This is a genomic window from Rhodococcus sp. YL-1 (genome assembly GCF_001942025.1).
Classification (GTDB): domain Bacteria; phylum Actinomycetota; class Actinomycetes; order Mycobacteriales; family Mycobacteriaceae; genus Rhodococcus_F; species Rhodococcus_F qingshengii.
In genome coordinates this window covers 3,610,194-3,623,134 of sequence record NZ_CP017299.1, presented here as the reverse complement: position 1 = coordinate 3,623,134, position 12,941 = coordinate 3,610,194, and the positions used below count along the sequence as shown (strand labels likewise).

Annotated in this window: 12 protein-coding genes; 7 read left to right on the top strand and 5 right to left on the bottom strand. The window is 62.2% G+C overall.

Features of this window, described 5'->3' with window-relative positions:
* The first annotated feature begins 152 nt into the window (after positions 1-152).
* The 7 genes from BH682_RS16685 to BH682_RS16655 all read left to right on the top strand — a co-directional run bounded on the left by BH682_RS16685 (position 153) and on the right by BH682_RS16655 (position 7,578).
* Positions 153-431, top strand: coding sequence for a YggT family protein (locus BH682_RS16685; protein WP_003941780.1), 279 nt, complete (start codon positions 153-155; stop codon positions 429-431).
* 126 nt (positions 432-557) lie between these two features.
* The gene (gene wag31, locus BH682_RS16680) at positions 558-1,385 is read left to right on the top strand and encodes a DivIVA-like cell division protein Wag31 (protein ID WP_003941722.1); all 828 of its coding nucleotides are present in this window, start codon (positions 558-560) and stop codon (positions 1,383-1,385) included.
* A 49-nt stretch (positions 1,386-1,434) separates the two neighbouring features.
* A complete protein-coding gene (locus tag BH682_RS16675) occupies positions 1,435-1,749 on the top strand; it encodes a hypothetical protein (protein WP_075833426.1) in 315 nt (104 codons plus the stop codon).
* Between the two features lie 281 nt (positions 1,750-2,030).
* On the top strand, positions 2,031-5,144 hold the full coding sequence (ileS, locus tag BH682_RS16670; RefSeq protein ID WP_047270136.1) for an isoleucine--tRNA ligase: 3,114 nt from the start codon (positions 2,031-2,033) through the stop codon (positions 5,142-5,144).
* Between the two features lie 68 nt (positions 5,145-5,212).
* Positions 5,213-5,551 (top strand): TfoX/Sxy family protein, encoded by a 339-nt coding sequence (locus tag BH682_RS16665; RefSeq protein ID WP_003941748.1) that lies wholly within the window; start codon positions 5,213-5,215, stop codon positions 5,549-5,551.
* Between the two features lie 36 nt (positions 5,552-5,587).
* The gene (locus BH682_RS16660; protein ID WP_075833424.1) at positions 5,588-6,952 is read left to right on the top strand and encodes a DNA polymerase IV; all 1,365 of its coding nucleotides are present in this window, start codon (positions 5,588-5,590) and stop codon (positions 6,950-6,952) included.
* 131 nt (positions 6,953-7,083) lie between these two features.
* Positions 7,084-7,578 (top strand): hypothetical protein, encoded by a 495-nt coding sequence (locus tag BH682_RS16655; RefSeq protein ID WP_223304502.1) that lies wholly within the window; start codon positions 7,084-7,086, stop codon positions 7,576-7,578.
* Between the two features lie 83 nt (positions 7,579-7,661).
* Here the strand turns inward: BH682_RS16655 and BH682_RS16650 are convergent, their stop codons facing one another.
* From BH682_RS16650 to BH682_RS16630, 5 genes are all read right to left on the bottom strand, one after another.
* The gene (locus BH682_RS16650) at positions 7,662-9,053 is read right to left on the bottom strand and encodes a glutamate decarboxylase (RefSeq protein WP_042921836.1); all 1,392 of its coding nucleotides are present in this window, start codon (positions 9,051-9,053) and stop codon (positions 7,662-7,664) included.
* A gap of 710 nt (positions 9,054-9,763) precedes the next feature.
* Positions 9,764-10,096, bottom strand: coding sequence for a DUF202 domain-containing protein (locus tag BH682_RS16645; RefSeq protein ID WP_143542535.1), 333 nt, complete (start codon positions 10,094-10,096; stop codon positions 9,764-9,766).
* Positions 10,093-10,455, bottom strand: coding sequence for a YidH family protein (locus BH682_RS16640; protein WP_054781930.1), 363 nt, complete (start codon positions 10,453-10,455; stop codon positions 10,093-10,095). Before BH682_RS16640 ends, BH682_RS16645 begins: the two co-directional genes overlap by 4 nt.
* A complete protein-coding gene (locus BH682_RS16635) occupies positions 10,452-11,285 on the bottom strand; it encodes an SDR family NAD(P)-dependent oxidoreductase (RefSeq protein ID WP_063316146.1) in 834 nt (277 codons plus the stop codon). The genes BH682_RS16640 and BH682_RS16635 overlap by 4 nt, the downstream gene beginning before the upstream one ends.
* Entirely contained in the window at positions 11,269-12,738 is a 1,470-nt protein-coding gene (locus tag BH682_RS16630) for an MFS transporter (RefSeq protein WP_232354221.1), read from the bottom strand. Before BH682_RS16630 ends, BH682_RS16635 begins: the two co-directional genes overlap by 17 nt.
* Between the last annotated feature and the right edge of the window lie 203 nt (positions 12,739-12,941).

The window sequence follows — 12,941 nt, the reverse complement described above, 5'->3', positions numbered from 1 at the left end:
CGTGAGCACATTCGAACGGCGGCCCGCCTCGGCGGACGCCGCATTCGGACCCATCGCCGGCCGTTACAAGACGGACTCGATGCGGACCGGTTCCGGAATTGCTGCGGTGTGTCTGTTTTGGACACACCGCAGAAGTCAGGCAGAGTGAGGGTGTGGACGCGCTTCTCTCTGTGATCTATCTGGTGCTGGTTGTCTTCTGGCTGTTGCTGATCGGCAGAGTGATCGTCGAGTTCGTTCGTTCGTTTGCCAGAGATTGGCGACCGACCGGATTGGTCGCAGTCATTCTCGAAACCATTTTTACGATCACCGATCCTCCGGTGAAACTGCTCCGCAGGTTGATCCCTCCGATCAACCTCGGTGGAGTTCGCTTGGATCTATCCATCATGGTCTTGCTTTTCATCGTCATCATCCTGATGTCGGTTGTTCGCTGAGCGCAGTCCGAGTGAGTGGTATGCCAGAATGGATGCCATAACTCATCCAGTGGTTCGCCACTACGTAGACTGTGTTGCAACTGAATGCTTGCTAGACCGCCAAATGACGCGTGAAGGGATCCTTCCATGCCGCAACTGACTCCAGCTGACGTGCACAACGTTGCGTTCAGCAAGCCGCCTATCGGCAAGCGTGGCTACAACGAGGACGAGGTCGACGCATTCCTCGACCTCGTCGAGCAGGCGCTGTCGCAGCTCATCGAAGAGAATGCGGACCTGCGCCAGCGCGTAGGTGAGCTGGATCAGGAGCTCGCGGCTGCCAAGAAGTCGCCGGCACCTGCTCAGCAGGCAGCACCCGTCGCAGCGCAGCCCAAGCCGGAGCCCGCTCGGGTCGTCGAACCGCCCAAGCCTGCACCTGTTGCAGCGCCGGTTCCCGCCGCCGCTGCCGTTGCAGCGCCGCAGAGTGGCGACACCCACATGCAGGCCGCAAAGGTCCTCGGACTGGCTCAGGAGATGGCGGATCGCCTCACCAACGATGCCAAGACCGAGTCCGAGCAGCTGCTCGGCAGTGCCCGCACCAACTCCGAGCAGCTCATGAGCGAGGCTCGCAGCAAGGCTGACGGCATGATCGCGGATGCGCGCAACAAGTCGGAGGCGATGCTCACCGACGCTCAGACTCGCTCCGAGACCCAGCTTCGCCAGGCTCAGGAGAAGGCAGACGCTCTCAAGGCGGACGCCGAGAAGAAGCACACCGAAATCATGGCGACCATCAACCAGCAGCGTTCGGTCCTCGAGGGCCGTATCGAGCAGCTCAAGACGTTCGAACGCGAGTACCGGGTGCGCCTGAAGTCCTACCTGGAATCGCAGCTCGAAGAGCTCGAACAGCGCGGCTCGGCCGTTCCGGTCGACGGTGGACAGGATTCCTACAGCCCGTCCTTCGCCAAGGGAAACAGCTGACCGAGAGCGCCCCGTCGGCTCAGCTATCGGACCGGACAAAGGTTGATACGTGCTGGTCGTGACGTTGGTTCTCGCGGGAGTTGGTTTCGCTCTCCTGATCGTCGCCCTGACCACAGGGTCGTTGATCTGGGCGTGGGCATGTATCGCGATTTGTGTAGCAGGTGCCGTCCTCCTGCTGGTCAGTGCGCTGACCAGCAGGAAGGCGGTTCCTTCGTTGGATGACCCGGCATCGGGCAGCGGAATGTCGTCGCCTTACGGTCGAGTCGAGAGTTCCTCGAATTCGTCGATCGACGATGCAGCCACCGCCAACGATGACAATCAGAGAAATGATGGCGAGTCGCCGGGTGGCCCCGACAAGTCCTAGGGCGAGTTCCGACAAGGTCCAGGACGAGTATTAGACTGTCCAACACGAATACCAGGCTGTGATCCGGCAATCACCGGGGAGCTTTCGGAAGAACGGTTCTTGTCGCTTCAGGCGCCCAGAACTCAGTAGAACCGAACGGGTGAGCCCGTCACAGCTCGATCGAGTGGCACCTCGGGATCCAAGCGCGGATCTACGGGGTGCAAACGGGGTGGTACCGCGGTGTCGGCGCACAAGCGCCACGTCGTCCCCGTGCCGAGTCCGACTGGCACGAGGAGATCGCCATGGCGAGTAACGGGTATCCCAAAGTCGACTACGGTGTCCCCGCCGACACCGGAGTCAAGTTCCCCGAACTGGAACAGAAAGTCCTGAAACAGTGGGACGACGACGACACCTTCCGTGCGTCGGTTTCCAATCGGGACGGCAGCGAAGAGTTCGTTTTCTACGACGGACCGCCTTTCGCAAACGGCTTGCCGCATTACGGTCACCTGCTGACGGGGTACGTCAAGGACCTGGTGCCGCGCTTCCAGACCATGCGTGGACGCAAGGTCGAGCGACGCTTCGGCTGGGACTGCCATGGCCTGCCCGCAGAACTCGAAGCGGAGAAGCAACTCGGCATCAAGGACAAGGCCGAGATCGAAGTCATGGGTCTGGCCAAGTTCAACGAGTACTGCAAGGCCTCGGTGCTCAAGTACACCGACGAGTGGCGCGACTACGTCACCCGCCAGGCACGTTGGGTCGACTTCGACAACGACTACAAGACCCTGGACGTCGACTTCATGGAGTCCGTCATGTGGGCCTTCAAGGAGCTGCACGACAAGGGCCTGATCTATCAGGGCTTCCGCGTGCTGCCCTACAGCTGGTACGAGCAGACTCCGCTGTCCAATCAAGAGACTCGTCTCGACGACGCGTACAAGATGCGTCAGGATCCTGCAGTCACGGTCGACATGCCGCTGGTCGCTCCGGGTTCACCATTGGACGGCGCAAACGCGATCATCTGGACCACGACTCCGTGGACACTGCCGTCCAACTTGGCCACTGCGGTTCATCCCGAGGTCGACTACGTCCAGGTGCTCGGCGAGGACGGAAAGCGGTACGTGCTCGCGGAAGCACGGGTTGCTCATTACGCACGTGAGCTGGGGGAGGACCCCGAGGTCGTTTCCCGTCACAAGGGCGCCGAGCTGGTCGGACTGTCGTACACACCGCCGTTCGACTTCTTCCTCGGACATCCGAACGCGCACGTCGTGCTTTCGGCCGACTACGTGACAACCGATTCCGGAACCGGAATCGTCCACCTCGCACCGGCTTTCGGTGAGGAGGATATGGATGTCGCCACGGCCAACGGTATCGAGGTCGTGCAGCCGCTCGATCCGGGTGGAAAGTTCACCTCGATGGTTCCGCCGTACGAGGGCTTGATGGTCTTCGACGCCAACCCGGTCATCATCAAGGACCTCAAGGCCGCTGGAAAGCTGCTGCGGCACGAGACGATCGAGCACTCGTACCCGCACAGTTGGCGCAGTGGGCAGCCGCTCATCTACATGGCGGTTCCCTCGTGGTTCGTCGCGGTCACCAAGTTCCGCGATCGCATGGTCGAGCTGAACAAGGACATCACGTGGGTGCCCGAGCACATCCGTGACGGCCAGTTCGGCAAGTGGCTCGAAGGTGCACGCGACTGGAACATCAGCCGAAACCGCTACTGGGGCAGCCCGATCCCGGTGTGGGTGTCGGACGATCCGCAGTACCCGCGTACGGACGTCTACGGATCGCTCGATCAGTTGGAGGCAGACTTCGGTGTGCGTCCGACCGATCTGCATCGCCCGATGATCGACGACCTGGTCCGCCCGAACCCCGACGACCCGACCGGGAAGTCGATGATGCGCCGCGTTCCCGAGGTGCTCGACTGCTGGTTCGAATCCGGTTCGATGCCGTACGCGCAGGTGCACTACCCATTCGAGAACCGTGAATGGTTCGAGGGTCATTTCCCGGGCGATTTCATCGTCGAGTACAACGGGCAGACTCGCGGCTGGTTCTACACGCTGCACGTGCTGGCCACCGCACTCTTCGATCGTCCGGCGTTCAAAACCGTTGCTGCGCACGGCATCGTGCTCGGCGACGACGGACTCAAGATGAGCAAGTCCAAGGGCAACTACCCGGACGTGAAGGAGGTGTTCAACCGCGACGGCAGCGATGCGATGCGATGGTTCCTGATGTCTTCGCCGATCTTGCGCGGCGGAAACCTCATCGTGACCGAGCAGGGCATCCGCGAAGGTGTGCGTCAGGCATTGCTCCCGCTGTGGAACGCCTGGAGCTTCCTGCAGTTGTACGCCCCGGAATCCGGTGTGTGGCGTACCGACTCGGAGAACATCCTCGATCAGTACATCCTGGCCAAGCTCGCTACCACCCGCGACGTGATCACCGAGGCCCTCGAGGTCAACGACATCGCCGGCGCGTGCGACGAGCTTCGGTTGTTCTGTGATGCGCTCACCAACTGGTATGTGCGACGGTCTCGTTCGCGGTTCTGGGACGAGGATCGCGACGCGATCGACACCCTGCACACCGTGCTCGAGGTCGTGACGCGTCTCGCTGCGCCGCTGTTGCCGCTGGTGTCCGAGGTGATCTGGCGCGGGCTGACCGGGGAGCGCTCGGTTCACCTGGCTGATTGGCCCGAGGCGTCGGAGCTCCCCGCGAACCCCGAGCTGGTAGCGGCGATGGACGACGTCCGGACCGTGTGCTCCACGGTGCTGAGCCTGCGCAAGGCGCAGAATCTGCGTGTTCGTCTTCCGCTGCCCGAGGTCACGGTTGCGGCGCCGGATGCCGAGCGTCTGCGTCCGTTCCTCGGACTGATCGCCGACGAGGTCAACGTCAAGAAGGTTGATCTGACCGATGACGTCGACGTGCACGGGCGCTTCGAGATCGCGGTCAATGCGCGTGCTGCAGGACCGCGTCTGGGCAAGTCCGTTCAGACTGTCATCAAGGCGGTCAAGGCGGGCGACTGGACCGAGAACGCGGACGGCGTCGTGGTTGCGGCGGGCATCGAACTGCTGCCCGAGGAGTACACGCAGAAACTGGTTGCGGCCGAGCCGGATTCGACGGCTGCACTGCCGGACGGTGCGGGACTGGTCGTACTCGATTCCGCGGTGACGGAGGAACTCGAAGCCGAGGGATGGGCGAAGGACCGTATCCGTCAGTTGCAGGATGCGCGCCGCGCCGCCGGTTTCGACGTCTCGGACCGGATCAACGTCGTGCTCGAGGTTCCGCAGGACTGCAAGGAGTGGGCGGAGCGTCATCGCGAATTGATCGCCGGTGAGGTTCTGGCCACCTCCTTCTCGGTGGGTGAAGCGGGAGACGACGCCGTCGATCTCGGTGACGGTATCCGCGCCGCGATCACGAAGGTCTAATACCGCCATAGCTACTCCGGCTCCCCGATGAATGTCTGTATGTCGGGGTGCCGGAGTAGTTTGCTCTCATGAGCACGAGCAAGGAAACCGTGGCGCGCATTCTCGAGCAGTTGGAACCGCTCGACGTGCGGGCAAGGGCGATGTTCGGCGAGTACGGACTGTATTGCGACGAGAAGATCGTGGGCTTGATCTGCGGAGACGTTCTGTTCGTCAAACCCACCGAGGTCAGTACGGAGTTCGGATCAGAGGCCGATCTGGCTCCGCCGTACCCGGGAGCGAAGGATTATTACCGGGTGACGGAGGAACGGTTGCAGGACCTCGATCACCTGCACGCCTTCATTCAACGGACTGCCGACGTATTGCCCCTGCCGAAGAAGAAGTCGCCGAAGAAGAAGGCGCGGACGTAAATTCTGCACCTACTTTTGAGAGAACCGTAACGCCCGATGAATCAAGGTGATCCCACACGAAGTCGTAGGTGGGTGCTGCATCTCGACATGGATGCGTTTTTCGCTTCCGCCGAGCAGTTGACGCGTCCCACTCTGCGAGGTCGCCCGGTGCTGGTCGGCGGCTTGGGCGGGCGCGGGGTGGTGGCCGGGGCAAGTTACGAAGCGAGAGTTTTCGGTGCGCGTTCGGCAATGCCGATGCATCAAGCACGCCGGATGGTCGGTGGTGGAGCGGTGGTATTGCCACCGCGGATGTCGTTGTATTCGGTTCTGAGTAAACGCACCTTCGACGCGTTGCGCCTTCGTATGCCGATCCTCGAGCAACTGTCGGTGGACGAGGCTTTCGGGGAACCGGTGGAGTTGGCCGGTGTCGGAGCTGACGAGGTCCGCGCGTTTTGCGAGGACCTGCGGGCGTTGATCAAAGCCGAGACCGGGTTGGTCGCTTCGATCGGGGCCGGCGCAGGTAAGCAGGTCGCCAAGATCGCGTCGGGACTGGCAAAGCCCGACGGCGTCGCAGTGATTCCTCCCGGGATGCAGCACGAGTTGCTCGATCCACTGCCGGTGCGAAAGCTCTGGGGGATCGGTCCCGTCGCCGAGGAAAAGCTCAAGCGTCTCGGCATCGAAACCATCGGTGGGTTTGCCCGCACTCCCATAGCGGAGGTGGCGTCGATACTCGGAACCACTGTCGGTCCGGGGTTGCATCGGCTTGCGCAGGGGATCGACGATCGGCCGGTCGCCGAGCGTGCCGAATCCAAGCAGATCAGCGCGGAATCCACTTTCGCCGCAGACATCGTCACGATGGCGCAACTGCGCGCCGCCGTCGAAAGTAGTGGTCGTGCAGCATTTTCCAGGCTGGAGAAGGACGGAAGAGCTGCTCGCACCGTCGTACTGAAGCTCAAGAAGTCCGATATGAGTATCTTGACTCGATCCGTGACGCTGCCGTTTGCCACCATCGACCGCCAAATCCTCATCGCGACTGCGCAGAAACAGGTCATCGATCCACAGGAATTGGGGCCGATTCGCCTGGTCGGTGTGGGATTCGCCGGTTTGTCCACCGTTCGGCAAGGATCACTTTTTCCCGAGTTGGATCAGGATGTTCCCGGCTATCCGGTCGAGACTCTCACGGGCGCCCTCGATGAGGCCGAACTCGACGTTCCGGTGGCAGCACGTGTCCCTCAGCGCTACTGGCACCCCGGTTTGGACGTGAAGCATCCAGAATACGGACACGGTTGGGTGCAGGGCGCCGGGCACGGTGTGGTCACCGTTCGCTTCGAAACCCGTTCCAGCGGAACGGGAATCGCCAGAACCTTTGCCGAATCCGATGAGGTGCTCGAGGTAGCAGATGCGGTCGACAGCCTTCTCTGAGGATGTCCTTAGACTTTTTCCGCTTACCGTTGGGTAATGTTGTCGACGATCCTCGAGCAAGCACGATGTTCGACTGACGCTCGAATGTGAACACCCGAATGGATAGGACTGAGAAGTTGAAGCTTCAGAAGATGACCGTTGCAGCCGTGGCGATCGCAGCAGCCCTGACGATGACCGCTTGTGGCTCGGATGACAAGACCGACTCGCCCACCACGACGTCGAAGACCACGACGACCACGACGGCCTCGGACTCGACAGATGCGCCGGTCGCGTTGCCGACCGCCCCTGAGCTCAACGCCAAGGTCGCCCAGGCACTCGACGAAACCGTTCCGGCCGCAGACAAGGTCAACCTCGTCCAGGGCGCCGAGGCTGATCCCGAGCTGATCAACCAGGTCGCCGCTGCCGCCAAGGCTGCCGGCGCGCAGGTCGAGATCCTCGACCCGGTCACCGACACGGGCAGCGAGACGGCAGCAGCTTCGCTGAACATCGTCGTCAACGGCCAGCCGCTGCAGCAGGGCCTGCAGGCTTCGTTCGTCTACGAAGACGGCGTCTGGAAGCTCTCGAAGACCACCGCTTGCCAGATCGTCGGCGTTGCAGGTCTGACCTCGCCGGCTTGCGCTGCTTGATCTCTCGGTAACACCTGAAACACCAGAGCGGCCGCCGACTCCCGAAGGGGAGTGGGCGGCCGCTCTTCACGTGGTAAGCGACGTCAGTGATGGAATCCCTCGGTGACGCGCGGCCGCGGCATCGGGCTGTCCAGTTCGTCGAGGAACGCGGTTTCCTCTTCGATGATGCGCAGCAGATTGGCCGCCAGGTCCATGCTCAGTCCGTTACGAACCACGATGCGCTGCACTGTCAGATCCGCGAGATCGTCCGGCATGGGGTAGGCCGGCACCAACCAGCCCTTGCCTCGCAACCGGTCCGAGAGGTCGTACAGCGTCCAGTTGGACGTGTGCCCCTCGGCGAGGCGCCACGCGAAGACCGGGATGTCGGAACCGTCGTTCCACAGTTCGAACGCGTCGAGTTTCCCGATCCCTTCGGCGAGAAATTTCGCCACGTCCTGGGAGGACTGCTGGATCGCGCGATAGCCGTCGTGGCCGAGACGCAGGAACAAGTAGAACTGCAGGATCACCTGAGCGCCGGGGCGCGAGAAGTTCAGTGCGAAGGTCGGCATACTGCCGCCGAGGTAGCTCACCTTGAAGACGAGGTCGTCGGGAAGTAGATCCTGCGATCGCCAGACCACCCAGCCGAGGCCGGGGTAGACGAGCCCGTACTTGTGCGCCGAGGTGTTGATGGAGTGGACGCGCGGGAGCCGGAAATCCCATTCGAGTTCGGGCTGAAGGAACGGTGCGATCATCGCACCGGAAGCGCCGTCGACGTGGATGGGGACGTCGAGTCCCGTCTTCGCCTGGATCGCATCGAGTGCCTTCGAGATTTCCAGGACCGGCTCGTACATCCCGGTGTACGTGACGCCCATGATCGCGACGACGCCGATGGTGTTCTCGTCGACATACTTGTCCAGATCGTGACCGTCGAGGGTGCGGTGTTCCTCGCTGATCGGCACGTAACGCGCTTCGACGTCCCAGTAGTTGCAGAACTTCTCCCAGCACACCTGGACCGCGGAACTCATGATGAGATTTGGCTTTTCGGTGGACTTGCCCGCGGCTTTTCGTGCGTGCTGCCAGCGTCGTTTCATCGCCAGGCCGCCGAGCATGCAGGCTTCGGACGAACCGATCGTCGAGGTGCCGATTGCGTCCTTGGGGGAGGGCGAGTGCCAGAGGTCGGCAAGGATGCGCCAGCAATAGGTTTCGATCGCGGCGGTCTGCGGATACTCGTCCTTGTCGATCATGTTCTTGTCGAACGACTCGGCATACAGTTTGGTGGCGTGATCGTCCATCCACGTGCTGACGAACGTCGCGAGATTGAGCCGCGCATTGCCGTCGAGCATCGTTTCGTCGTGGACGATCTGATACGCGGTCTCGGGAAGCATGCCGTCGGGTTCGAGTGTGTACTTCGATGCAACCGAATCCTCGCCAGGCCTCGAGAAGATCGGATTGACGGCTACGTAATCGGTGTGATCTGACCTTCTGGGTTCCGGCATGAACTCTGGCTCCTCACATCAGTGTGTCGCGTTGGTCTGTTTCGTACCTACTCTCACCGTTCAGTGTGGACGGGCAGTTGTCAAAGGGTCCATGATCAATCAAGTATCCGGTCTGAAGTCCTAGTCTGCACACATCGTAGAAAGCGGCGAAAGAACACACGGTGGTGACAATCATGAGTGGGCCTACGATGCGAGGCAAGGACAGGCGAGAATCAGAGGCCCTGCGCCCGCCGCGCCGCAATCGAGGACGGACTTCTGTTTCGCTGATCGCAACTGCGACGAAAGGGCCGGATCGCAGATGGCTTGCCTCCTGGAGCGATCCGCCGGTTGACATGAATTCGCAGAGTCACCGCGACTCCGACGGTCTTAGTAGCGTCACCCGGGAGATTTCGTGGCTGGAGGAACCAGGCACGATCGAACGCGAGTTGCGACAGCGCGAGTGAAGCTTCGGGCCGGATCCTGTCGGCAAACACCCTTCGGCCGACAGGATCCTGCCCATCGCTCGTCAGTGCAGCGAGCGAGTTCGCATGTCTGTCCCGCGGCGACCTGATCGCCGGTGAGCCTGTCCGCCAGCGGATTCCACATCTTCGAAAACCGTCGAACTTTGGAGGTTTGGTGATTCGGGTGTCGGGGGCGCCTGGCCTCGGCGCTCGGCTCCTTTGGTGAAATTGCGTTCAGGGCGCCGTGCTTGGTCGTGGAGCATCATCGATTCACAGGCTGGCGAGCACCAAGATCCCGGCGCTGATGGCCAAGGTGGCGACCAGCAACACCAGCGCTGAATTTCGTGTTGGCCCCGGGAAGCTGCGGCCGATCCCGAAATCGTCGGATCTGCGGCGGTGCCCTCGGTGACTGATTGCAATAATGCCGACTGCACCGATCAGCGTGCTTCCCCCGAGAATACCGATTGCGACTGGTGGGCCGGGGACATAGCGCAGGTAGATCAGCGCCGCCGTAGCCAAGGAGGTACCAGTCCGAACCCATGCCATCGTGGTCCGTTCTGGCTGTAGCCCTCGGTCGGCATGTGTGGGTTGAAGGGGTGTCACCGCGTCACCTCGACCATCAACAACGTCAGCGCGGATCCCAGTACAAGCCCCGCGGCGATGCCTGCGAACGTAGGGACTGGGAGGCTTCGCCCCAACCGCAAAGCGCGTTCGACCGCGATCCATCGATGAAATGCACTGACAGACAGCATGGTTGACCCAGTCAACACGCCAACTACCAGGGTGGCGTGAACGGTGGGGCCAACCATCTCGGAGCCGAATGCCTCGAAGCCGACGGCGGCGGCAACCAAAGCCAGGGCGGTCCGGATCCAGGCGAGGAATGTGCGTTCGTTGGCCAGGGTGAATCGAGGGTCCGGGTCTTCGCCGACCCGGAACGCACCGGGGCACCAGAACGGTCTCATTTGGCGACGGCGACGAAGGGGGCCGGCGGGGTGAGCTTCGTGAGATGATCCGCGTGATATGCGGCGAAGGCCTCGAGGACCTCCGGCTGTGTGCCGATCCAGAATGCGCCTTTCGCGAGCTGAGCGAAGATGCTCTCTGCAGCCTGCTCGGGTGTCAGGCCCTGGCCGAGGTACCGGTCGAGTTGCTCGCGAAGCGCTTCACCGGCCAGGCCGCTGGCTGAAGCACCTGAATAGATCTGGGTCCGTACCGCGCCCGGGAGCACTGCCGATACCTGAATGGGAGCGCCGACGGTCTTCACGTCCAGGTAGAGCGTCTCGGTCAGGGCTAGCACCGCGTGCTTACTCGTGAGATATGGCGATTGCAGTGCGCCCGCGCTGAGGCCACCGATAGAGCTGAGATTGAGCACGTATGCCTCCTCGCCAGACGCGATCATTCGTGGGAGGAATGCGTGGACCCCGTTGAGCACACCGCCCACATTTATCGAAAGCAACCGCTGCCAGCGGTCTATCGGAACCTCCCAAAATAGGCCAGGGGCCTCGATCCCGGCGTTGTTGACGAGCAATCGGACAGAGCCGAACCGCTCGTACGCGGCCCGGGCCAGCCCCTCCACCGACGACGGGTCACTGACGTCCGTCTGGACCGCAGTGGCCTCGGTGGCTGCCGTTGACAGTTCGGCCGCGAGTTGTTCGGCCCGGGGCATGTCGATGTCCGCTAACACCACGTTCATTCCGATGGAGGCCGCGTGTCGTGCGAGCCCCTCGCCGATTCCGGATGCCGCGCCGGTGATGACGGCGGTGCCGCCGGAGAACTTGTCATGCGTGATAGTCACTTGTGGCCTCCGTGGGGGACTGTTGCTTGACCGGTATTGTCGCGGCGGCAGGACGTGCAGTATTCGCGCCAATCGTTGCTCCGCCGGAGGCGGGGGCGCGTCCGTGACTCATCGTGAACGCCACTATGAGACCGATGGCGCCGAGTGCACCGAGTAGTAGGAAGACGTAGGTGAATCCCGCATCCGTGTAAATGATCTGGCGTGTGCCTTGGTCGACGGACCAAATGTGCGCGGAGAGGATCGCGCTGAGGATGGTGACGCCGAATGCAGCGCCGAGGCTGTTGCTGGAGCCGAGTACGCCGGCGTTCGCCCCCGTCTGAGATGGCGGTACCGCTTCGACGACAAGGTTGGCGCTGGCTGCGTAGAAGAATCCCTGGCCGACGCCGAAGATGGCGACCAGTGTGATGATCTGCCACTGTTGGTCGTGCACAAAGGCCAGCAGGCTCAGGCTGATCATGATCGCGGTCATGGCGACGATGAGGCTCGCCCGGGGGCCACTGCTGCGCGCGAGCAGTCCGGCCAGGGGGCCGCTCGCCATGGCGGCGATGCCATGTGGGAGAGTCCACAGCGCGAAGGCGAAGGCAGTGAGCCCGAACCCGTAAGAGATGCCGTCAACCCGTGGCGTCATGAGCATCAGTGGCAACGCGAACGCGTATCCACCGATAGCGAATGAGCCGAGTAAGCTTGCGAGCATCGTGCTGCGCATGGCACGCGCCCACAGCACCCGCATGTCGATCAGAGGTTGCGTGGTGTGCAATTCGTAGAGGACGAACACCGCGATCAGGACCGCAGAGACCGCGAACGCAATCAGCGTCTTTGGTGAGTCCCATCCCCAAGAGCGACCCTGGTTGATGGAGAGCATCAGCAGCAATGATCCGCCGCCCAGCAGGCCCGCGCCTACCCAGTCGAGCTGGTGGGACAGGCGCAGCGGCGATTCCGGCGCGGTGAAATAGACCGCCGGGGCGATGACGGCGACATAGGCGAGGAGGAACCAGAAGATTGCGCGGTAACCGAACTCGGTCGAGAGGTAGCCGCCGATGAGCGGGCCGGCGATACCGTTGAATCCGATGCCGGTGGACACTGCCGACAGGGCCACGGGGATCATGCGTCGTGGGAAGACATCGCGGATGAGGCCGTAAGCGAGCGGGGTCATGCCGACGCTCGCGGCCTCGAGGGCGCGCCCGAGCAGCAGAATCGGAAAGGTCGGGGCGAGGGCGCAGGTCAGCGTTCCGATGGCGAATATGCCGGCGACGATCATCAGCATGCGCTTCTTGCCGTAGATGTCTCCGAGCTTGCCGATGATCGGCAAGCTGACGACCCCGACAAGACCGAGGATGGTCACCACCCAGCCGATGTCAGGAGTGTTGAATTCGGCCGCCATGTATCGCAGTGATGGGTACACCATGCTGTATTCGAGGGGAGCGACTTCGAACAGTAGAACGATCGAGATCAACAGGCCCACATAGTATTTGGTTGATCGTTCAGGCGCTCGGCGTTGTTGCGGCGGTGGGGGGGTAGGTCGAGTCACGACAGTCTCGTTTCCTTGAGTTGTGGTTTCGTGGCGATTCGAACGTCGATCCATGAGTCCGCGGACCCGGAACATTCGGCGATGTCGGCCGTGAGGGACTTTGGTAGCACGGAGTGCGCGTATCAAGG